The 21,088-nt window shown below is 59.6% G+C and carries 19 protein-coding genes; 8 read left to right on the forward strand and 11 right to left on the reverse strand.

Annotation, left to right across the window (positions count from 1 at the left end; genetic code table 11):
• Nucleotides 1-260 precede the first annotated feature (260 nt).
• The gene (locus tag LMTR21_RS15700; protein ID WP_065754171.1) at nucleotides 261-644 is read right to left on the reverse strand and encodes a hypothetical protein; all 384 of its coding nucleotides are present in this window, start codon (nucleotides 642-644) and stop codon (nucleotides 261-263) included.
• 807 nt (nucleotides 645-1,451) lie between these two features.
• Between LMTR21_RS15700 and LMTR21_RS15710 the strand changes: the two genes are divergently transcribed.
• Nucleotides 1,452-1,826 (forward strand): hypothetical protein, encoded by a 375-nt coding sequence (locus LMTR21_RS15710; RefSeq protein ID WP_084030725.1) that lies wholly within the window; start codon nucleotides 1,452-1,454, stop codon nucleotides 1,824-1,826.
• Between the two features lie 226 nt (nucleotides 1,827-2,052).
• Here LMTR21_RS15710 and LMTR21_RS15715 read toward each other — a convergent pair whose 3' ends face one another.
• Entirely contained in the window at nucleotides 2,053-2,607 is a 555-nt protein-coding gene (locus LMTR21_RS15715) for a nuclear transport factor 2 family protein (protein ID WP_141688397.1), read from the reverse strand.
• Nucleotides 2,608-3,033: 426 nt separating this feature from the next.
• Between LMTR21_RS15715 and LMTR21_RS41820 the strand changes: the two genes are divergently transcribed.
• Nucleotides 3,034-3,558 carry a septal ring lytic transglycosylase RlpA family protein gene (locus LMTR21_RS41820; protein WP_084030721.1) on the forward strand — a complete coding sequence of 175 codons (525 nt, stop codon included), beginning with the start codon at nucleotides 3,034-3,036 and terminating at the stop codon, nucleotides 3,556-3,558.
• A gap of 348 nt (nucleotides 3,559-3,906) precedes the next feature.
• Nucleotides 3,907-4,941 carry an AraC family transcriptional regulator gene (locus LMTR21_RS15725; RefSeq protein WP_141688398.1) on the forward strand — a complete coding sequence of 345 codons (1,035 nt, stop codon included), beginning with the start codon at nucleotides 3,907-3,909 and terminating at the stop codon, nucleotides 4,939-4,941.
• 170 nt (nucleotides 4,942-5,111) lie between these two features.
• Here LMTR21_RS15725 and LMTR21_RS15730 read toward each other — a convergent pair whose 3' ends face one another.
• From LMTR21_RS15730 to LMTR21_RS15770, 9 genes are all read right to left on the reverse strand, one after another.
• Nucleotides 5,112-5,369: a hypothetical protein gene (locus LMTR21_RS15730; protein WP_141688399.1), complete on the reverse strand. Its 258-nt coding sequence runs from the start codon at nucleotides 5,367-5,369 to the stop codon at nucleotides 5,112-5,114.
• A 395-nt stretch (nucleotides 5,370-5,764) separates the two neighbouring features.
• Nucleotides 5,765-6,064, reverse strand: a complete 300-nt coding sequence (locus tag LMTR21_RS15735; protein WP_141688400.1) for a hypothetical protein — start codon at nucleotides 6,062-6,064, stop codon at nucleotides 5,765-5,767.
• A 964-nt stretch (nucleotides 6,065-7,028) separates the two neighbouring features.
• Nucleotides 7,029-7,232, reverse strand: coding sequence for an RNA polymerase sigma factor sigma-70 region 4 domain-containing protein (locus LMTR21_RS15740; protein WP_065754174.1), 204 nt, complete (start codon nucleotides 7,230-7,232; stop codon nucleotides 7,029-7,031).
• A 1,018-nt stretch (nucleotides 7,233-8,250) separates the two neighbouring features.
• Nucleotides 8,251-8,526, reverse strand: a complete 276-nt coding sequence (locus tag LMTR21_RS15745; protein WP_065754175.1) for a hypothetical protein — start codon at nucleotides 8,524-8,526, stop codon at nucleotides 8,251-8,253.
• Nucleotides 8,527-9,123: 597 nt separating this feature from the next.
• The gene (locus LMTR21_RS15750) at nucleotides 9,124-9,330 is read right to left on the reverse strand and encodes a hypothetical protein (protein WP_141688401.1); all 207 of its coding nucleotides are present in this window, start codon (nucleotides 9,328-9,330) and stop codon (nucleotides 9,124-9,126) included.
• Between the two features lie 284 nt (nucleotides 9,331-9,614).
• Nucleotides 9,615-10,097, reverse strand: a complete 483-nt coding sequence (locus LMTR21_RS15755) for a peptide chain release factor 1 (protein WP_065754176.1) — start codon at nucleotides 10,095-10,097, stop codon at nucleotides 9,615-9,617.
• A 124-nt stretch (nucleotides 10,098-10,221) separates the two neighbouring features.
• The gene (locus LMTR21_RS15760; protein WP_430642551.1) at nucleotides 10,222-10,773 is read right to left on the reverse strand and encodes a DinB family protein; all 552 of its coding nucleotides are present in this window, start codon (nucleotides 10,771-10,773) and stop codon (nucleotides 10,222-10,224) included.
• Nucleotides 10,774-11,160: 387 nt separating this feature from the next.
• Complete coding sequence (locus LMTR21_RS15765) at nucleotides 11,161-11,418, reverse strand: hypothetical protein (RefSeq protein WP_065754177.1); 258 nt, start codon at nucleotides 11,416-11,418, stop codon at nucleotides 11,161-11,163.
• 668 nt (nucleotides 11,419-12,086) lie between these two features.
• Complete coding sequence (locus LMTR21_RS15770) at nucleotides 12,087-14,543, reverse strand: spermidine synthase family protein (protein ID WP_065754178.1); 2,457 nt, start codon at nucleotides 14,541-14,543, stop codon at nucleotides 12,087-12,089.
• Nucleotides 14,544-16,461: 1,918 nt separating this feature from the next.
• On the opposite strand from LMTR21_RS15770, the gene LMTR21_RS15785 reads away from it, so the two are divergent.
• The 5 genes from LMTR21_RS15785 (at nucleotide 16,462) to LMTR21_RS15805 (ending at nucleotide 21,082) form a co-directional block, all read left to right on the forward strand.
• Nucleotides 16,462-16,926: a hypothetical protein gene (locus tag LMTR21_RS15785; protein WP_065754181.1), complete on the forward strand. Its 465-nt coding sequence runs from the start codon at nucleotides 16,462-16,464 to the stop codon at nucleotides 16,924-16,926.
• Between the two features lie 562 nt (nucleotides 16,927-17,488).
• Entirely contained in the window at nucleotides 17,489-18,196 is a 708-nt protein-coding gene (locus LMTR21_RS15790; protein ID WP_065754182.1) for a TetR/AcrR family transcriptional regulator, read from the forward strand.
• On the forward strand, nucleotides 18,193-18,978 hold the full coding sequence (locus tag LMTR21_RS15795; protein WP_065754183.1) for an HlyD family secretion protein: 786 nt from the start codon (nucleotides 18,193-18,195) through the stop codon (nucleotides 18,976-18,978). Before LMTR21_RS15790 ends, LMTR21_RS15795 begins: the two co-directional genes overlap by 4 nt.
• Nucleotides 18,975-19,919: an ABC transporter ATP-binding protein gene (locus LMTR21_RS15800; RefSeq protein WP_065754184.1), complete on the forward strand. Its 945-nt coding sequence runs from the start codon at nucleotides 18,975-18,977 to the stop codon at nucleotides 19,917-19,919. The genes LMTR21_RS15795 and LMTR21_RS15800 overlap by 4 nt, the downstream gene beginning before the upstream one ends.
• A complete protein-coding gene (locus LMTR21_RS15805) occupies nucleotides 19,916-21,082 on the forward strand; it encodes an ABC transporter permease (RefSeq protein WP_065754185.1) in 1,167 nt (388 codons plus the stop codon). The genes LMTR21_RS15800 and LMTR21_RS15805 overlap by 4 nt, the downstream gene beginning before the upstream one ends.
• Nucleotides 21,083-21,088 lie beyond the last annotated feature (6 nt).

Consider the following 21,088-nt stretch of genomic DNA (forward strand, 5'->3'; position numbering starts at 1 on the left):
CCATAATTTCTTGGGCTTCGCCTTCGGCTCGGACCTCTTACGCCGACGAGGCGGAAGCGATCGCGCACGCCGAGAGCGCGACGCGCGCCTCGAAGGAAGCCGAGGGGGACGATTGGTGTATTTGGGGCGAATTATACTCGGTTCGCGTGGTCGAAGAGAGCCAACCTGTCCAAGAAGCAATCGCGCCGACCGAGAGCAGCGGGACATCTCGCCCCGCAATCGTGATCAGTATGTGGCAGCGGTGCGTCACTCGCGTGATTTTATCTCCGCCAGAAAGGTGCGAGCAGACAACTCCCCGGCTTTTGCAATCGGCGCGCGGCGCGAGTTCGAGTGCCTCTGTGCAGAGCCATGGTGTTCTCGTCGATAAATGCTATCTCGGTGTCGATAGCGCCATACTGCCGCGCGAGCACCTTGAGATTGCGGCACGCGGCCGCCGAGGTGATCCTGAGTAGCTCTGCTGTGCCGTTACGTTCGTTTGGACTGCGCCGCTTGGCGGCATCAACCGCACTGTAACGCCAGCTCACCTGTAACTCTGCGAGACCAGCGCCATCAGCGGCAACGCGCCGCCGTTGCCGATCCACAATCCGGCGACACTCATCCACATGACCGGCCGCCGTAGCGATCTTGTCCTTCAGGCTCCTCATGCCGCAGATGTTAGCTCGCCCGCACTTCATCGAGTGCATGTCGAAAAAGGACGAGGCTATGTATTCAGATGCTGGCTAAGCGAAATCATCACCTAAACTCTTCGATCAGCGCCTTCCAGCCGAGCGCATCGCTCTGCATCAGCAGCAGAACGCCAAGCGCTGCGAATGATGTGGCAATTCGCAATCGGGACGGGCATTCATATTGTTACGAATGAGGCGACCGCGTTTCTGAGCTCGCCTCGGTCGAGGTAATCGAAGGCTCGTTGCTTACACCGCTCGACGTGTTTGTCGCGCGGAACATCGGCAATAACGGAACGATCCATTCATTGGCTCCTAGCCGACCAGACGTGTTTTTGGACTGGTCCCAGTAAGAGCATCGAAATGAAACGGATTTGCCCTGTCGGTTCGAAAAGTGACAAACAGATGCTTTTTCAGTCGCGGTGTGAGGATTAGGACACACACGCGCGCGCAAAGCCGGGTCCTACATGGCCGGGCGATCAGCGCTCCGGGCGACACTCTGATCGCGTTGCGAACTGATACAGCGCGCGATCGAACCGACCGGCTACTGCTCTATCCTCCGGCCATGGTCTTGCAGCGACCTTCCGGCTTCATCGAACCGTGCCTGCTGTCGACGGCGACGCGAATGAGCGGTGTGACGGAGCGCTCGTTCACGTAGATGAACGCGCGTAGCTTGATCTAGGTCAAGGGTGCGAAGCGTCCCGGCGCGAGGCTTCGGATTAGCCGCGCGGTGTCCGGCGCGATGCGCAGGTGTTCGCGGCTTCCTCTCTTGCTAGATGGAGTATGCTGATGTTGCGTCGAATTCTCATCGCGTCGGCTGCCGCAGCCATGCTGCTGGTCACCTTCACTCCCGACGACGCGTCCGCTCGTGGCGGCCGTGGCGGCGGCATGCGCGCTGGAGGCTTCCACGGCGGCGGCGCGGCTGTGCGAGCGGGAGGCTATCGCGGCGGCGCGGTCGCAGCTCGGGGATACCGGGGCGGCGCTGTCGCTGTGCGCGGCGGGCGCTACGGCTATCGGGGCTACGGCTATCGCGGCTACGGTGTCGGTGCGGCGGCAGTGGGCGCGGCTGCGGTCGGTGCCGCCGCGGCGGGGGCCTACCGTGGCGGCTGCGGCTATGACTCTTACGGCAACTGGGTTTGCCCAGGCGGGTACCGTCCGTACTGAGCGGCGCGAGGCCGACGTCGCGAAAGGATCGGGCAACCACCCTGCGCCAGCGGGATGGCCGCCTGACGCGCTTGCCGTTATGTGCTGCCATGCTCGACTTCGTAATTGCACGGCCCCCCGGGGACCACCGGGGCCGTGCAAAGACGCATCAGGGCGCTCGGACTGACGCACTCAATAATGAAGGCTCACGCCGGCACGCCGTGCGAGCGCAAGTCCCGGTTCACGTTCAGCGCTTTCCGTGCTGACAAGAGCGCAGCTCTCGCATCTGAACAGCCTGAATTCCGCGTGATCGCCCAAGAACTTCATAGGCTGCAAGCAAAGCTCGCATGCTCTCACGGGCGTACTGCGTTCTCTGAAGAAAAGTTTCATTCCGAGGTCCTCGCGCCGTCAGCATAGAGATTCGCGTTCCGGTTAAAGCCAGAAACTGCGTTTGACAGAAGCGCGTTGCGCCAATTTTCACTTCATACGTGCCGGCATCGACTTTTAACGATCTCTCCGTGTCACCAAATTCGAGAGCTGTCTGGCGAACGTCGCCAGGCACCGCGTATGAAACCACCACCTCGTCACCCTCTACCTGCAAGCTTTCAAGTTCGCCAGCTGGACTCTCGGCGAATTGCAGCCGCCAATATTCGGTGATTGCGGCGCGGCCAACTACTGTCGCCTGACCATTGCAGCATTCCAGCGCGTCGCTCTTAGAGTACAAGTCTGTTATCGGAAGATCGCTTGCGCGGTAAGCGTCCAGCCAATCAATCGCTGCGGCCATCGGGTCAAAGGAACTCATCGGTCCTACCTACTTGCCGTGAACGGAGCAGGTCAGGACCTGTCGACTGAATGTTAGCTGAACAACGTGTTCCAAAATGGTCTCAGCACCGAGACTAGGACAGCTTGCAAGTGTGCGGACTCGTTCGAGGCTTGGAGGCTCCTCGAACAAGTCCGCAACCGCCGCCGCTGCCTTCAATCAAGCTCAACTGAACCATTGCCGTCTGCACGTTAGCCGACACTTGGCTAGTATCCCCAGCACTGTGACACGGCGGCCTCATGGCCAACGGGCAGGGTCATTTTGCTGCATTGCGCCTTTGTCGTCGTGCCCAGCCTTGTATCGGTATTAACTCACCGCTCGTCACCGCGACAATCGTCCCGTGCTCGGGAACACCGCCTCATGAATCTGCATTGTTCATAGTTCTTGGTTTTGTTCTTGAGGCCTGTCATGCGTCTGCTCCATTTTGGAATACTCGCGATTGCTGCAATCACGGTTTGGTTGGTAGTGCAAGTAGATCCTGTTGCAGCACAATCCTTCGACGATAGATGGTCCATCATCCCAAAGGCCCACGCAGAACCAGCTCCCGAGCCGCCCAACGAGAGCAAGCAAAATCTGCAAGAGCAACCGTCGACAGGGCAAGAGCAGACAAGCCGTCGCTCGTCAGGTCGCTCGGCATCTCGATCTTTCAACCGCGCGTTCTCCGGAAAAGCCTCCTACTATTCATACTCGAAGAGGAAAACGGCCAGCGGCTCCTTGTTCAATCGAGATGCGCTGACTGCTGCGCACCGCAGCTTGCCCTTCGGCACAAGAGTTCGCGTGACCGAACAGACGAACTACAAATCCGTAGTCGTTCGTATCACCGACCGGGGACCTTGGGTTCGAGGCCGTGTCCTCGATCTTTCGCTCGGTGCTGCACGCAGCTTGGGAATTACAGACCGTGGCGTGGCTCAGGTTCGCGCGGACGTGCTATAGCTGGTCTCCTATTCGGACAGCCAAGCACAACATAATGCGAGCTACTCCCGCGATAGGGTGACAGGGCACGGCGTGGCTACTGTCGTCTTGCCAGAACATCGAAGAGTTGACTGATGTTAGGCTCCTCAAGCTCGTCAGCACTGACGCGCTCGCACAGCATCATGGAAGCAAGCCCGAGACACGCGGGCGCGCCCCAACGTTGTAATGCCCTCAGGTGGCTATGAATGCGGCTGCCTGGCGCGTCTGAACGCCAGAGAAAGTACATGCTCAGATTGCTTGACGCAAATCAATACCGGCTGAAGAGGCCCCCGATTCATTAGCCGAACGATGGATCAGGATCTCTCGGGCATGAAGTTCACAAGATCAAGAGGCTTCAATTCGGTACCAAGCGCCACCGGCGGGATCGCACGACTGGCATGCGCTCGGCTCAAGGAGATGGGCAAGGATCCCACCGTCATTCTCTCGAAGGTGGGATTGACGCCCGAAGAGGCCCGGGACCCATCCGTCCGGCTAGAGGTACGAACCCAGATCAAGCTGCTGGAGTTGGCCGCCGAAGAGGTGCTGGACGAATGTCTCGGTTTCCACCTGGCGCGCAGCTTCGACCTGCGCGAGATCGGTCTGGTTTACTATGTGATAGCGTCGTCGGAGCAACTCGCAGATGCGCTTCGGAACGCCGAAAGGTACAGCCAAATCAACAATGAAGGCGTTCGTCTGCGTTTCAGTATGCGGGACGGGGCAGCAGTGATTGCGGTTGATTACGTCAACGTCGACCGGGATGCCGACAGGCAGCATATAGAGTTCTGGCTGGTGACTCTGGTGCGCATTTGCCGACAGGTGACAAACGGCCGCTTGGCACCGTTGCGGCTGAAGATAAAGCATTTCCGAAATGGGATGCCAGCTGAATACAAAGCATTCTTCGGAGTTGAAATCGAGTTTGGCGCTAACGCTGACGAGATCTGGTTTCCCCGACCGATCGCCTTGCTTTCTCTTGTGGGACGCGACGAACGGCTAAATGAGCTATTACGGCGCTACGCGGAAGAGGCGCTGGCGCGCAAGCCCCGAGAGCGTCTCACGGTCCGTTCGAAGGTAGAGGACATTTTGCAGGAACTGCTGCCGCACGGCAGAGCCACGGCGACGGAAGTTGCGCGGCGGCTCGGAATGAGCTCGCGAACATTGTCGCGCAAGCTTGGCGATGAGAGTACTTCTTTCGCGGAGATACAGGACCAACTGCGGGCCGCCCTCGCCAAGCGTTATCTTCAGGATAAGACGTTGCCTATTTCCCAGATTGCATGGCTGCTTGGCTATCGCGAGGTCAGCTCGCTTACACATGCTTTCAAACGGTGGACCGGCACGACGCCCCAACGATACCGTTCTGGTCACTAGCGTCGTCGGCTCAAGCGCCTCCTTGTGAAATCACGCCAAACATTTGTTATGAGCGGCCACTGCGATCTGAAGGCCAGAGGTGGGACATTCGGCTCTATGGTCGCTCGTGCGACGTCGACGAAAACCGACAAAGCTATTCAGTCGCACTGAAATGGTGATGGATTGTTTGATCAGGCAGGATGGATCAGGTGCGCGAGCATGGCGGTGCAAGCGATCTCGGCCTCGACAAGCGTCTTAAAGGGGGAACCGCCGACCTTTATGGCGCATCGGCTTTGGTGGATCGGGCGCCAAGATGCCAAGTAACCATGGCGTCCACGGAGGCCGGGACCGCTGCGAGTCTCAAAGCTGATCACGAAAGAGAAGCCGTTGCTCGTCGCGCTCCATATATGCAGGTCCTCGATGGGACCGCTGATGCGGTTGAACAGCATGATAATCCCATACGAGCCTCCGTCAGGAGGAAACAGCACTTCGCTGATTCGGAAAACGCAGTTGGGCTGACCTAACGGTGCTCGCCCAAATGTACAGTGGCCAGAGCGCGGGCAGAGAGCTGCTTTGTCGAGCCCTGTGAAAAGTGACAGGTCACGCCAGGTCCCTTGCCTCGCGACACCTTGCAGCATGATGCGCCGGCGCAACACTTTACGAAAGTCGGGGACAGCTGGCGCGACGGTTACAAATCGGACCGACACCAATCAACCCGCCGAGTTCAATTGGGCTTTCATCACCGGACGGCATCCGGCGAAATCATTGGTGGAGCATCGATATGAACGGTGTCGTGGAAGCAGCGATTGGCGGCGTAACACTCGCCGCCGGCGCTGCAATTTGGCTATTTGCGGGCTACCTGATCCAGCGATTTGCTTTCCGAAATCCAGAACCGACCTTCGCTACCGCCCTTGCGACGTCTATGGGCACTTCGATGTTGCTGTTTTCTCTCGGAGCTGTACTGGTGCTCCATATCCGATAACGATTGATTTGCGCCGCAATCGGCCAACACGCCGGCCTCTTTCAGCGAGGCGACGTCACGCTGTCGGTGCCGAAACAGTGCGGCTGTCACAAACAAATCATTCGCCCGTTCAATCCAGTCTTGATGTGCGAGCACCAGGTCTTTATAGGACAACCTGATCATGCCGGGTTGATCGAAATCGCAAGCCGCGGTGTCCCATCGCTGGTCGTCACCTATGTGTACACTCCGCTTGGTTTGCCCGCTCCCAGCTACAAACTTTCACATCGCCTCCGTGAGGCCTGACGTAACGCTGCGTGACGCGTGGACTATGGAAGTACACGTTTGCATCTGCCGAAACTAATCAAGGTGTTCATCGTGAGAGTGGCCACCTCAAGAGAGGACGACCCCGTCACTCGAAACCTTCGCAAAATTCCGTGTTCGGCACTAACACCGCGTTTTTATTGCTGCGGGCAATGGCGAATATTTCCACCTCGCGTTTTCAAGCAAGTCCGAAAATTCTCGGGGTGTTGCCACGAATACTGCCGATTGCCACTTCCGCTTGTGGGCGCGAATTCCCGCGATTGAGCGTAGGCACCACCGCGGTCGCCGGCACAATGGCCTCACGAAACAAAATCTTGGCTTGATCGAGCAAGACGAAGTGCCTCGATCTTGGCTAAAGCCTCGACGGGGGTAGGCGCGCGCACGCGCGTTGGTGGCAGCGGCAGCGGCTTGGCCGACGTTGGTTAAGTTTTCCGGTCAAGCCGCTGTTCTGTGAACCTGGGACCGTGAGGTCTGTCCGCTGGAAGCGAGGGCCGTTTGTTCGCATGCGCCGGGGCGATAAAGCCAGGCTTGGAAACGGTTTCACTAGGCCCGTTATGGAAAACGACGACTGGTTGTTCTGGATTTCCATCGTCTGGTTTTTTGTGCTGTCTGGCGGCGCGGCGTGGATGCTGTCGAGTCCAGCAACATCCTGGTAGAAGTCTGACCAGGTCCTGGCCGGGAAAATTCCAGGACTGTCGAGGCGAGGTTGCCACTGATCGGTTGCCATGGTGCGAAGAGGTGCCGAAATTTACCTGACGCCGCGCAAGGCTTCGCGAAGACTGCGCATTCTGATCGCGGCGACCGCGTCGACCATCGCCTGGTCGCGCTAGAATGACGGCCGGTCACCGCCACGGCAGCGGGCCGACGCGCTGGCCGGTTCCAGTTTCAGCGCCGTCATGATCGCCGGCAATTCGGCCTCGATGCCGTGGTGCCATTGGTGCGGGCGGACGCGCGTGACGTTGAACGCCTCGGCGGTCTCGGTCAGCGAGCGGCCGGAAAATTCGCGATACAGGATGGCTTCGCAGTTCACTGACCTAGCGGTGCTCGCCCCAGTACAAAGTGGCCACAGCTCAAAAGATGCCCATCATTGAAGCTCGGTTGATCACACGGTTTTGCCACTTTATCCCGGCATGATGATTCGGCGCTCGAAAGAGCGCACGCTAAGGACGGCTCTGGCGCATTGAGCCCCCAGCCCCGCGCCAGAGCCGTTTCATAAAGTTCCGTTCTCGCTTACGGATGGGAAAGTCCGCAAAGGCTTCCGCCATGCAGCGATCTCGCTTTGCGATCGTCCAGGAAGTCATCACCGCAGCAGCGGTAGTCGCGCTTGTGCTGTACGTGGTGCTCGGATCGCCGAACTAGCCATCGATGCCAGACTGGGGCGTGGAATCATCTGTGGACGCCCCGCGAGATGCAAGCGGCTTTTAAGAAAGTCGGCACGTAGTCGGATGCTGCCATCTGTCCGACCTTTAGCAGCGCTGGAGCTGCGGGCCCGAATGGGAGTTCGCAGGCCGGAACCAAATCATAAACGCGGGCTCTTAGGGACGATGGGTACACCTGGTTTCTCCGACGCCGGCTCACCGACTGTTGTGCCATACTTTCCTTGACCGACGACATCAATCAGCGAGTCGGTGCTTCCTGCTACCCCCGGGCGACGGCAAATATCGCAACCTCAGTCCGCCGATTGGGGTTGAGAGCGAACCAAGGTCGCTGACATTAGCCGCGGGGCTGCGCCATGCCTATGCTTCGGATGGTTTTCGTCCAGCCTTGATAATCGGCCATCCGTCTTTGTAAGGCATGATATGGTTGTGAAGCGCTTTCCAGTGCACATCGATCCCGCCCCAAGTTCCGCCCCGAAACACAAACACCGCACTTCGGGCACGCCTTCGTTATCCGTGATCCGGCGGTTTTTGGCGCCGGCCGCGGCGGGACCGCAGGGGCCACTGCTTTTTGCGCTCCCACTCCAATCGGCTGAAGGATCAAGCCGGGAACGCCGAGAATCCAACCCGCCACCTGCGCCCAGAGCGCGTTCGCGCGGCGGCAAATCGGGTTTAAGGAAAGCCGCAAGGCCGCCGTCGCGGTCGGCCCCGTGAGAGCCAGGCGGCGATACTGAAAGCGTCGTGCTGATCGCCGGTGCGACCCTCGTTGTTGGCGAAGCCGCGCGACCACAGCGCGGGATAGACCTCGGCGATGGCCGATTGCCCGGCCGGGATGTCCCACCCGTCGAAGGGCCAGAAATGCACGCGCGGGCCGAGGCGCTGGCGGATGAAGCGCAGCCAGGGAATCCCGGCATGGGTAGATTGTCTTTCGGCTTGCAAATATTGCAAGCCGAAAGACAATCCCGCAGAAGCGCACGAAGACTGCACAGAGGCGCCGGAGAGCACGCTACTAACCACGCAACGCCTCTGACGGCCCCTGCGGTGAACAGCCGTCGATGAGGGGTTACCCGGAGGGCAGTCAGCCGGGATTGAAATCCATAAGGTACCGGTACCGGTTACTGACGCAGTATTTCGCGCTCTGCTTGGCCACTGTTAAACTACCGCCGTGTGCGCATTGCGGGTCCGGCTTACGTCAGCCCCGAGACAATTTGCGCCGCGAGACCACCAAAACGAAGAGGACCACCGGGGCGACCGATGGTCCCAAAAGCCTCGAAGGCTTTTCGTTGGCAATTGCCATACACGCCAGAACTGCACGCATACTGGCTGACTGCTGCGCAGGGTTGATGCTCGCTTCTTACTGGCCTTCTGGGCCCTGTCGCCGTCCCCGAAGAAAGGTCGGGCAATTGTGGGGCGCGCTATCGCTTTGACCGAAACCACGGAGAGCCGGTCACCCTCGAGTAGGGACGCCACATCTTTTTCCTTGGTTTCCGGCTTCGGATCGGGCGCGTATTCGCGACCCGACTAAAACCAGCGCAGGGAAACGAGTCAGTCGATTGGCGCGAGCCGTTCGTCCCACCGCGCCGCAAGGTTCTTGATCTGCTCGAAATTCAGGATCGCCGGTTCACCCTCGCGGACGATTGTCGTCCGCTTGCGTTCCTTGGGTAGCAACGTCATCGCGCGCAATACTGCCGCGCGCAGTTTCATCGAGCCGTGATCTGTCAGGGTGACGAACTCTTCCGGGTCTAGGGCCATGGATCCACGCCTACACTACCGGCTGGCCCGCAAGCCAGCACACGCGCCCCGAATGCCCTATTCTCCAGATAATCCAACTTGGTTAATAGCTAGTTTATCGTTCGGCTCTGTCATTTTGAATTGGCGCGCGTGGTACCCCCGTACTTGAACCGCGACCCATGCGCCGCCCGATTTCAAGATGGTTGGCCTAAAGGAGGCGGCTGCTGTCAGGCTCACAGCAGGGTGTTCGCTCGTGCCGCGCCTGCCGACGGCAGCACCCTGTGAGCCATGGCAGTTGCAATGGATCAGGCTACCGCTGTCAACCTGACACCGGCGTCCGGGTTTGCGCAAAGCAGACGCTTGCGAATAGCCTCTTCAACGAGCGCGAGCGCCTCTTTGGCTTGTCGCGCGTCGGCTTCAGCAACTTCGGCACGAAGCTCTAAGGCCGTCAGCTTATCCTTCTGAGCTTCAATACAGGACCGGGCTTGTTCCAGCGCTCGGCACGCTTGTTGCAGCTTACGTTCGGCGGTGACGATGAGTTCACGTTGTGCCCGCTCGGCGGCCTCCGCTCGCATTTCGGCAAGCCGCAATCCTTCTAAGGCGCTCGCGCAAATTGACTGGGCACGGGCTTCGGTCTCGCGGGCGTGCTTCTCCATGTCGCGGAAAACATTGGCCGCTTGATATACCAGATCGAGGGCTGTTGCGCCCTCGTCTGGTGCCACCGGGGAGGGAAAGCGCAGGGCGTCCTCATCCCCTCCAACTGACGCTCTGGAAATACGCTGCGCCATGTAGTTCAAGCTCGTCGTGAACGCACACGAACAGCATCATGAATAGCTATGGTTAACGGATGGTTAAACAGTTGTGTGCCGGGAGGCGTCGCGACGACGCCCGGCGGGCAGTGGCATGCGAAGTCTACCCGCTTCTGAACTGACGTAACTTCGAAGCAATGTTCTGGAGGTCTGGTGCTGTGCCACCCCGCTGAAAAGCAAGAAGATCAAGGGGCGGCGGCTCACCTCCCGTCAGTATTGATAGGCATGCATGCGCCTGTCCACGGTAATGCGTTTGGTGGTTGAAGAGATGCATCAGGATATCGGCCAGCACCTGCGATTGGGGCATTCCTGAAGTAGTCTTATAGCTGTGCAGACTTTTCAGCGCTGCTTCATCGTAGCTTTCGATTACTTTGATGAGCCGATCATCCTCTGCAATACGCGCACGGGCCAATTCCATGCGGTCTTCGTACAAGATGGCATCTAGTCCGTTTGGGTGGTCGCCCTCACCGGTTAACCGCCTCAACCAGAGGCGGTCCGTGAGGAGCAGGTGGTTAAGCGTGCCGTGAAGGCCGCCGAAGAAGACGCCGATGTGAAGCCGGTAAGATCGCTCTGACAGATCAAGCGCTGCGGCATATAGACGTGCGTTGGCCCACTTATTGTAATGCGCAAACTGTTTGACTTGGTCCATGGACATAAGAGCACCTCTGGAGCTAGGCAGCGGCTCTTAACTCTTAGCCAGCCCAAACCCAGGACAGGCGAGGGCACGTCAACTCTGCTAGGCTGGCTTTTACCCGCCGACGATTTTGGCCTTATATAGCTTCCAAGGATACAATGGCGGCACTGTTGATTTCTCGGGAAAACGGCGCTTAGCGGGGATCTGCGGACTGGTCTCCCAAGCACTGTGAGAACGTCTCAAAGCACGTCCCATGGAATAAGGGAATGATCGTCGGCGCTAAGTCCTGTCCCATAAAGGGCAGGTTTTCTTGATGTAGGATCTTCAGCGCACGACAGGGAGAAGAGTTATGAACGTTTCGTGCGCGAAAGCGCCATGTGATGCGTTGAATGGCGATAGAGCTTTTGATCAGCCTGGGCGGATCAGGTGCGCGAGCATGGCGGTGCAAGCGATCTCGGCCTCGACAAGCGTCTTAAAGGGGGAGCCGCCGACCCTTATGGCGCATCGGCTTTGGTGGATCGGGCGCCAAGATGCCAAGTAACCATGGCGTCCGCGGAGGCCGGGACCGCTGCGGGTTTCAAAGCTGATCACGAAGGAGAAGCCGTTGCTTGTCGCACTCCACATATGCAGGTCCTCGATGGGACCGCTGACGCGGTTGAATTGCATGACAATCCCACACGAGCCCCCATCAGGAGGAACCAGCACTTCGCTGATTCGGAAAATGCAGTTCTGCTGACCTAACGTTGTTTGCCCCAGAGTGGCCACAGCGCAGGCTCGTCGTCTAATTTCTTTGAACGACTACTGCCAATGCGCCATCGAGATAAGAGCCGTCGTCCGCACGGATTTTGCGCCCAAATGAAAAAGGACCACCGGAGCGACCGATGGTCCCCAAAGCCTGCCGGCTTTGCCTTGTTTCTTGCCAGTTAGCTGCGGACAGACTGGCGGCTGCCGCAGGGTTGATCCTCGCTTTGCACTGGCCGTTTGGACCCTGGCCTTCGGACCCTTGGCCGTTGAGACGTCGGTCCCGTCGGACGCCTGTCACCCTTGGCTTTGGTCGTTATCGGCACTCGTCACTGTCGGCACGGGACGGTGCGAGAAACCACTCGATCAACCGAGCGATCCAACGCTCGACGAAAGCGCTGGTTCCGACAGGGAGAGAGCGAACGGCGCAAATTCGATGACCGCTGACGCGGGCGGGACGCGGCTAAATCGACGCGAATGACCCATTGCCGTCCTGCGCCGCCCGTCGCGCTTGCCATCACCATTGGTACCTGCAGTGGGCACGACCGCCATTCCCACTGCCGTCTTGTCTGGTCGAAGATTCGGACTTCCCTTCACTGATGTGGCCGCCGAATCGTGGCGCCTTCCTTTCCTGCGATACTAGCCTCGGAGCTAACAGGGTTCTTCTCGGCGGACATGTCGATCGACTGCACCCGGCGGCTTGCAATGATCACGATGGCGCAGACCGCATAAAAGCACACCCCCAACGCATAGGTCTTGGCGATGCCGAACTGGATCGACAACGCCACACCCAGAACCGAGGCGAACATCGACGTAATTCCGTTGGTGCTCCAGAAGAACGGCAGTAATTCATGATGACGGCGCCAGACACCGAGGCCGAGCGGGAACATCATCCCCATGCAGAATGCAGGAGGAGCCAGCAGCAGGACAGACGCCAGAATACGCGTGTCGGTTGACAGCGCTCGTCCCCATGTGGTGACCAGCGGCGTCAGCAGCCCTGCCACCACGAGCGTGGTGAGGAGGGCGGTAATCCTGAAGACGGTAAATCGTGATCGGGAGGAGGTATCCGCACCGACCGTGGCGCTGCCAATCCCGCTAAAGAGGAGAATTGTGAATAGCACAACGCTCAGCCCGTAAACGGGATGTCCGAGAAAGACCATCAGGCGCTGCATCTGCGAGATCTCGATCAGCATGAAGCCCATTCCGATCGCGCTGAAATAGGCCACGGGCGGCGTCAGTGTCGCCATTGGCATCCGCGTCGCAAGACGGAGGAAGGGCAGCACGATGTAATATCCGCAGGCGCAGAGCGCTACGATGATGAGCAGGCCGGCGACACCGATCGCGACATTGTTGCTCATGATGTCCCAACTATGGATATTCACAAAATCGCTGAAGCGCGAAGTATAGAAGAAGAACGGATTGTCGTCGGTCGAAGCCGCGATGTTTTCCGGCAGCGAATCGAAGAAGGCCTGGTCTGCCTTGTCGGAAAGCAATGTCGCGGTGACGGCATCGAAGGTGAAATCCGGCCCCAAGAATAGCTTGAAGCCCTGCGCCTGGAGTCTCTCTCGCGCGCCTTGCCATTCTGCGCTGCTGAACGCGTCAGGCCGGGTAATCACCGTCACGATGTTGCCGACGTTGACCGCGACGACGTGATGCCGCAGTTCTGCCGCCGAAACTCCCTTGCGCTGCAGCGCGCTCGCGGCAATCGCAATCAGCCGGTATAGCTCGCCACGGCGCTCGGCACCGTACCAGCGTGATACCGACAACAGCCCGCCAGGCTTGAGCGCACGGTAAAAATCATTCCACGCCTCAACGGTATAGAGACGATTTTCGGTGAGCGTCAGGCCACCGGCCACCGTCGCCGCCCAGGTATCGATGAGCGAAATCTGCACCAGGTCGTACCGCTCGGACGAGTGGTTGATGTAGCTTCGCGCTTCGGCATTGACCAAGGATACGCCGGGGTGGCGATCGAGATGGCCAGAGAAATCAGCGAATTTTTCGGTGAGCACTTCGAAGATCGCCGGGTTGATCTCAATTGCGCGAATCCGGCTGGCGCCGAAGAGCAGACCGGAAAGGATGTCACGACCGCCGCCGACGCCAACGACAGCGACGTCGGTCGCCGGCTGCACGAGGTAGGCTGCATTGATGACATCATCCTTCAGGTAGGCGAGCTTTCCGATGTCGCCATCATACCTGGTGATGACCGTGCCTGCATCGGCATCGATGTCGAGGTGGTGCTGGTCGACCCGGACATCAGGAGTGCGGACCAGACCCCAGCCAATCGGGACCTTCTCGGCCAATTCGCGCACCCTTACCCGCGAATACGTATTCCAGCGTTCGAACAGCGTGCCGGTCTGCTCAGCGCCCTTGGCCCAGAACACACCGAGATGGCTTCGACCGGTCAGGTCAAGGCCGGAGTGCATGGTGGCCGCGACGGCCAGCGCTAGCGCGGCAGCCCCGCTCAAACGCACACTACGGACGTCATTGCCGGTTCGCACGACGATCCAGCCAACACCGGCAGCGGAGGCTCCGATCCATAACGTGGCGCTTACGGGGTCAATCAGCAGCAGTATGAAGATCACCCCGAGACATCCAGCTGCGGCCCCCACGAGATCGGCCGCATAGAGCCACCCGCCACGATAGGGCAAGCGCGTGAGCAACAGCGTGATGCAAACCCCGCCTTCCGTGAACGGAGCGACAAAGGTGATAATCGCCAGCGCCAGAGCGAGGGGCACATTTTCTGCAGGTACGACGAGCGGCACGCACAGGAAGACGATCATTGCGCCAACGCTGCTGAGGGCGAACCATGACGCGTGGCGCGCGAATTCGATTCCGACCCGCTCGGCGGCATAACGGGCGGGCTTGCCGTAGACCTGCATCGCTCCGCGGGTGAGCCCCAGCATAGCAAGTGAAATGGCCGCGAATGCGAAATGATAATGGAGCATAACGCTGAAGAAGCGCGTTATCAGGATCTGGTAGGAAAGCGTCGCGAACGCCAGCACAAAGATTGCCAGATAATAGCGACCGGGAATCTTGGATACGGACTGCAATACGGGGCCCTCTTGGTGGGGGGGCTTATTGGGTGCGCTTTCCATTCGCGTTACACGCGATCGCCGGATAACGTCCTGCTAACTCGTTGATACGCTCGCACAGAATAAGTTCATATTCAGGCTACCGATGGTAGCGGGCGGCTAGGAGTGGGTTCCACAGTCAGACGCAACACCATCTATGCCATAAGCATTATACCGTCAGAGGAGCTCTAGCGCATCAAGCAAACCATGCGAGATTGGCGGGTCGTGGGCTCGTGATTGCCGCCTCGACGTCCTCATAAGCCTATCTGCGAGACTCTCGATCAGCCACGCGGGTATTTCGGCCGGCTTAAGTCGCGCCTTTTGACGTTCACTTGATTCCCAGGACGTCCTTGAGCTCTGCCGCTTTCTTCATGCACTCTTGTTCGTTGCCAGCCGCGGACAACTTGCGGGCTTCGGCAATTAGCTGGTTGGCATGTTCGGCGCTCTGAGTGCCGCGCTTGGTAACTTGCTCCAGATGCGGTGAGGTGGGAGTCGCTGCGCGGCACCATCAAATCGCCCACCATCGTGGCACGGTCAGGGGACTTGTTACCGGCGCTCTGCTTACGGCCGGCTACTTCACGCTCATTTCAAGCCGAATGCTCGGCGGATGGCTCTGGAGTTGAAAGCCGCCTTGTGCGGACAGATGCCCCGTAACATGCTTGCCGCGAATTCAGCTCTCGTGGAATTCGCGGGCCCGGAAACGAAGGCGGGGGAAAGTACGGATAGTACTCGCGGTCGATGCGTTCTTAGGACCGTGATCGGACCTGTTTTAGCTTGGTGCTGCAACACCTTCACATCAGCCTGGAGCCCCCCGACTGGATGGGGCTAGCTCCAGCCGAGGGAGCACTTTGCACAGGCGAACAGAACAACGCCAGTGCGAGCCCACGCTCGTCCCGTGGGGAGCGGAGCGATTGATTTGAATCAACGGATGGCTCCACATGACTCTTGCCATCGATGGCAGTTTGATGGATCACACTCGATGAGTGTGACGGAAAATCGAGTAGAGGCTTTCAAGCCCACGCACGAGCAGACCTGTTCATCCACTCAATTTACGCCGCGCGTTCCCTATCTGGCCGCTCCTGACGGGTTTCATCCAACGCCTTTTGGTAATTGCCCGCGAGCCTCTCAATGCTGTGGGCCCACATCCTCACCATTGAGACCTGAACAAGCATAAAAGCATTCATCCCGCTTGCGGTCGCTGCGGTGATGCGCCTTTGTGGATCGCGCCCGAAATGGTTAGCGGTAGCGGTCTTGTCTGCTATGCTGTTCGCTCCTTCGCTCTGGTGTTAAGGAGGCATAAAGCCGCGTGTCGAGTTGTGCACTGCGTGATTTTAGACATTGGGCCAAAGCTTGATCTGCCGCGAGTCTCGCTTCTCGGTCGTCATGCAGTTTGTCCAGGTGTTTCAAGTAAGCGACTGCTGCTATTTGCAAGAGATCGAAATCATATCCGCGAGTATCACGAAGATCGCTGACGTAGCGATGGAGGGCGGAGCGCCTGTTATCGTCCTCGCTGATACTGTTATGGCGCAGCAAGTAGTTCCGCCAAGCGAATGCACACGCGCTTTTTGAGGCCAGAGAAGTCATGGGCACCTCCCAATTCTTCAAAGAAAGATTGAACGGCCGTTTCGTTCCGTGAGTTTGTCGGGCGTAATGTTGTTCCGCAGCTGCGTTGCAAGGTGTTTGCGCGCGAGCGATGTGGTTGCTGCAGTCGGCGAGGTCAGCGCCGCTCGGGCCGTCGGAACGTGAGCGCGCCGCCCTTCGACGCTGAGGTGGGCTGTGACCGATAACATCCATTGGCCACACCGAGCGCGGTGCGTCTCCAATAATCCCGCGATTGGAACGCTAGATCGCAAGGCCTGTTGTCTTTTCCAAAGATCTACGACCTTTGGAGCCTCAGATGAGCAAGCGTAAACCAGCCAAGGCGTCAAAGCGCGCCCGCAACCCTGCCGTAGCCACGCGGGCCCATGGGAAGAAGCAGGCTGTTGTTAAAAGCGCGAAAGGCAATCCGTTGCGCTCTGTTGCCGCTGGGTCGATTGAGTCGCCTCTTGAGCTTCATGCCGATCCAAAACAAGAAGCTCCCAACGTCGAAAAACAAGTGACTCCCGTCGCTGAGGTGCAAGACCGCCCCGGTCAAATGCGATGGTTTGATTTTGCTTCAGCGACGGGAAGCGTGGTGGCTTATCAAGCGAAGCTTCTGGAAATGACACAAGCCAACATGCGATTTGCTTTTGAGTTCAGCCAGAGGCTTTTGACAATCAGGTCGCCATTCGAATTTGCCGACGTGATAGTAGAGTTTACAAAGAGGCGGGCCGACATGTTCGGGAAGCAGTCAATAGAAATGGCTGCACTCACAAGACGATGACTTCGGATTTGGAAGGGCACGTTATCGAGGCGATGGCAGTGGTCCGCCATACATCAAACTAGGACCATGCGGTATCGCCGGGGAAGCGCTCGACGCATGGATGTGCGAAGCGAACGCGCTGAATTGGTCCATCGAAAGCTAAAGGAACTAGGCGGCCCGCGAAGCAGTTTGAAGCCTCCGAGACCGCGGGTGCGGCGAGCACCCGGCATTCCCTGCACCCTCCGTTTTCGGGGAGGGGAGATCAGATGCAAACCTCGGGCGAGCCACGCTGCGAGAACGTGAAACTGCATCCGCCGTCATTGCGAGGAGCGTAGCGACGAAGCAATCCACATCTCCACAAGCTGCGAAATGGATTGCTTCGCTGCGCTCGCAATGAGCGGATGGGCCCGCGGCCTTACTGGATACCCCCACATACGCGGGATGTGACGTCCTGTCGGTGCCACGCAAAATCCTGAGGAACGGAAGCGCGATGGAGGGGTCTCCGAACTCCGGTCACGCCCATGTGAAAGCCCGTTTCCGGATCCAAATTGACAATGACTGACCAGTCAGTCATAAATGTGGCATGACAAATGAAACCGCCAAAACCGGCAGGAAATCGCCCCCAAGGCCTGCCAACCGCCGCGCCGGGGCGAGGGCATCGGCGTCCTCGAAACCGCCGCCTCCATCCAACCGCGCCGAACGCGCCGCCGAGCGGCGCGGGGCCATCATCGAGGCGGCGATGGATGAGTTCATTGCGCGCGGATTTGCGGCGACGCGGCTCGACGACATCGCCAAGCGCGCCGGTGTCGCCAAGGGCACGATCTACCTTCACTTCAAGGACAAGGAATCGATGTTTGAGGAACTGATCCGCACCGCCATCGTTCCGCTGGTTGTCCGGCTCAGCTCGACGCCGCCGCCACCGGGCGCATCGGTACGCGACATGGTGGAGCTGTTCGCGCAAAGCTTCATCAAGGAGGTCGCGAGCACACGGCGCGGCGATATCGTGCGTCTGATCGTGGCCGAGGGGCCGCGGTTTCCGGCGGTGGCCGACTTCTATTACCGCGAGGTGGTGACCCGCGGTCTCTCCGGCATGCGCGCGCTGATCGAACTCGGCATCGCCCGTGGCGAGATCAAGCAGAAGAACCTGGCGCAGTTTCCTCAGATCATGGTGGCGCCCGCGCTGATCGCCGTGATCTGGCAAAGCCTTTTCGGCAGACACGCGCCACTGGATGCGATCGCGATGTTTCGCGTGCATCTCGATCTGATTTTTGGCGAACGGAGAACAGCATGACTTCGTCGCGAACGATTACGATCCTGACCGCGCTGGCGCTGGCCGCGACGCTGTCAGGATGCAAGGAACGCAGGGATCCAGGCTTTCAGGGCTGGGTCGAGGCCGACATGATCTTCGTCAGCCCCGACGAAAGCGGCCGCGTCACCAAACTCAATGTGCGCGAGGGGGACGAGGTCAAACCCGGCATGCTGCTCTATACCGTCGATGACGATCTGCAGCAGGCTGACCTTAATCAGAACAAGGCGACACTCGCCAATGCACAGCAGACCTATGACCGCGCGGCGTCGCTGAGCAAGACCGGCTCCGGCACGCAAGCCAATCTCGACTCGGCAACGTCGGCGTTGCGCGTCGCGGAGGCCCGCGTCAACACCTCGCAGACCCGGCTGGCGCGGCGCAGCGGGTTTGCGCCGGTCGGCGGCACCATCCAGCAGATCTACTTCCGCGAAGGCGAGATGGTGCAGGCGCAGCGGCCGGTGCTATCCATCATGCCGCCCGGCAACATGAAGGTCCGCTTCTTCGTACCGGAGACGGAGCTGCCGAAACTCGCGATCGGTGACGAGGTGAAGGTGACCTGCGACAATTGCGCGGCCGATCTCACCGCAAAGATCTATTTCATCGCGACGACGGCGGAATACACCCCGCCGGTCATCTACAGCCTCGATGAGCGCAACAAGCTGGTCTACCTGATCCAGGCGCGGCCGAGCCGGCCCGACGTGCTGCGTGTCGGCCAGCCAATCAGCGTGTTCCTCAATCCCCGGACGCCGGTGGCGGAAAAGCGATGAGTTCGGTTTCGACATCGGCGCCTGACATCGCCATCAACGTCGAAGGTCTTTCAAAATCGTTCGGCGGCCGTGAGGTCGTGCATGATCTCTCGATGCAGGTGAAGCGCGGCTCAATCTACGGCTTCCTCGGCCCGAACGGCTCCGGCAAGACCACGACGATCCGCATGCTGTGCGGGCTGCTGACACCGGATGCCGGCGAGGGCACTTGCCTCGGCTTCGACATCCGCCGCGACGCCGACAAGATCAAGCGCCAGGTCGGCTACATGACGCAGCGCTTCAGCCTGTATCAGGATCTATCGGTGCGCGAGAATCTCGAATTCGTCGCGCGGCTCTATGGCCTTCGCGACGCGCGGGCTGCGGCACGCGACATGATCCAGCGTATCGGCCTGAACGGCCGCGAGGAGCAGCTGGCCGGCGAGCTTTCGGGTGGCTGGAAGCAGCGGCTGGCACTCGGCGCCTGCACGCTGCCCAATCCGCAATTGCTGCTGTTGGACGAGCCGACCGCCGGCGTCGACCCCAAGGCGCGGCGCGATTTCTGGAATGAGATCCACGCGCTCGCAGCCGAAGGGCTGACGGTGCTGGTATCGACCCATTACATGGACGAGGCCGAGCGCTGTCACGAGATCGCCTACATCGCCTATGGCCATCTGCTGGCGCACGGCACCGTGGACGAGGTGATCGCGAAATCGGCGCTGTCGACCTGGACGGTCTCGGGCGACGATCTCAACGGGCTCGCGGGCGAACTCACCGGCAAACCGGGCGTCGACATGGTGGCGCCGTTCGGCACCAGCCTGCACGTCTCCGGGCGCGACAAGGCCGCGCTGGAAGCGACGATTGCGCCTTATCGCGACAGGGAGGGATGGCGCTGGGAGGACAGTGAGCCGTCGCTGGAAGACGTGTTCATCGATCTCATGAACCGCTCAAAGGACAATTTCCAATGAGTGCGACCGAAGCTGTTCGTTCCGTGGAAGAGGCGAGGGAGCCGCGTTTCGGCTTCTGGCGCCGCAGCTATGCGATGCTGGTCAAGGAGTTTATCCAGCTCCGCCGCGACCGCGTCTCATTCGCGATGATCGTGATGATCCCGGTGATGCAACTGCTGCTGTTTGGCTACGCCATCAACACCACGCCGCGCCATCTGCCGACGGCGGTGCTGGTCCAGGAGGACAGCGATCTGGCGCGTTCGGTGCTGAAGGCGATGGAGAATACCAGCTACTTCCGCTTTACCCGCGAAGTGCACAGCGTCGCCGAATTCGACGATCTCCTGCAGTCCGGCAAGGTGCTGTTCGGGGTCGAGATCCCGCGCGGCTTCGAGCGCGCGGTGCGGCGCGGCGACAAGCCGGCGCTATTGGTCGCCGCCGACGCGACCGATCCGGTCGCGGCCGGTTCTGCGCTCGGCTCCCTCGGTGCCCTGGTGCAGACCGCGCTGGCGCACGACCTCCACATCGGCGATCCCCCCGAGATGCCGTTCGAGATCAGGGCGCATGCCCGCTACAACCCGGCGGCCGAGTCGCGGCTCAACATCGTGCCGGGCTTGGTCGGCACCATCCTGACCATGACCATGCTGATATTCACCGCGCTGTCGGTGACGCGCGAGATCGAGCGCGGCACCATGGAGAGCCTGCTGTCGATGCCGATCCGGCCGGTGGAGGTGATGTTCGGCAAGATCATCCCTTACGTGATCGTCGGCTTCATCCAGGCGACGCTGATCGTCGGCATCGGCGTCCTCTTGTTCGGGGTGCCGATCCTCGGCAGCGTGGTGCTGCTGGCTGTTCTGACGACGCTGTTCATCACGACCAATCTGTCGATCGGCTACACCTTCTCCACCATTGTGCAGAACCAGTTGCAGGCGATGCAGATGTCGATGATGTTCTTCCTGCCCAGCATTCTCCTGTCCGGATTCATGTTTCCGTTCGCGGGCATGCCGGTGTGGGCGCAGTATCTCGGCGAGGCGCTGCCGCTGACCCATTACATCCGCATCGTCCGCGCCATCATGCTGAAAGGCGCAGCGCCTTCCAACCTGCAGTACGATACGATTGCACTGATTGTACTGATGCTGGTGGCGATGACGATCGCCGTGACACGCTTCCGTCGCACGCTGGATTGAGGGTAT

Source organism: Bradyrhizobium paxllaeri (assembly GCF_001693515.2).
Lineage (GTDB): Bacteria > Pseudomonadota > Alphaproteobacteria > Rhizobiales > Xanthobacteraceae > Bradyrhizobium > Bradyrhizobium paxllaeri.

Coding starts and splice junctions, on each gene's coding strand:
- LMTR21_RS15805 (WP_065754185.1), top strand. CDS start 19,916: ATGAGTGCGACCGAAGCTGTTCGTTCCGTGGAAGAGGCGAGGGAGCCG.
- LMTR21_RS41820 (WP_084030721.1), top strand. CDS start 3,034: ATGCGTCTGCTCCATTTTGGAATACTCGCGATTGCTGCAATCACGGTT.
- LMTR21_RS15795 (WP_065754183.1), top strand. CDS start 18,193: ATGACTTCGTCGCGAACGATTACGATCCTGACCGCGCTGGCGCTGGCC.
- LMTR21_RS15765 (WP_065754177.1), bottom strand. CDS start 11,418: ATGCAATTCAACCGCGTCAGCGGTCCCATCGAGGACCTGCATATGTGG.
- LMTR21_RS15790 (WP_065754182.1), top strand. CDS start 17,489: ATGACAAATGAAACCGCCAAAACCGGCAGGAAATCGCCCCCAAGGCCT.
- LMTR21_RS15760 (WP_430642551.1), bottom strand. CDS start 10,773: ATGTCCATGGACCAAGTCAAACAGTTTGCGCATTACAATAAGTGGGCC.
- LMTR21_RS15750 (WP_141688401.1), bottom strand. CDS start 9,330: ATGGCCCTAGACCCGGAAGAGTTCGTCACCCTGACAGATCACGGCTCG.
- LMTR21_RS15800 (WP_065754184.1), top strand. CDS start 18,975: ATGAGTTCGGTTTCGACATCGGCGCCTGACATCGCCATCAACGTCGAA.
- LMTR21_RS15725 (WP_141688398.1), top strand. CDS start 3,907: ATGAAGTTCACAAGATCAAGAGGCTTCAATTCGGTACCAAGCGCCACC.
- LMTR21_RS15710 (WP_084030725.1), top strand. CDS start 1,452: ATGTTGCGTCGAATTCTCATCGCGTCGGCTGCCGCAGCCATGCTGCTG.
- LMTR21_RS15700 (WP_065754171.1), bottom strand. CDS start 644: ATGAGGAGCCTGAAGGACAAGATCGCTACGGCGGCCGGTCATGTGGAT.
- LMTR21_RS15785 (WP_065754181.1), top strand. CDS start 16,462: ATGAGCAAGCGTAAACCAGCCAAGGCGTCAAAGCGCGCCCGCAACCCT.
- LMTR21_RS15755 (WP_065754176.1), bottom strand. CDS start 10,097: ATGGCGCAGCGTATTTCCAGAGCGTCAGTTGGAGGGGATGAGGACGCC.
- LMTR21_RS15730 (WP_141688399.1), bottom strand. CDS start 5,369: ATGCTGTTCAACCGCATCAGCGGTCCCATCGAGGACCTGCATATATGG.
- LMTR21_RS15715 (WP_141688397.1), bottom strand. CDS start 2,607: ATGAGTTCCTTTGACCCGATGGCCGCAGCGATTGATTGGCTGGACGCT.
- LMTR21_RS15735 (WP_141688400.1), bottom strand. CDS start 6,064: ATGATCAGGTTGTCCTATAAAGACCTGGTGCTCGCACATCAAGACTGG.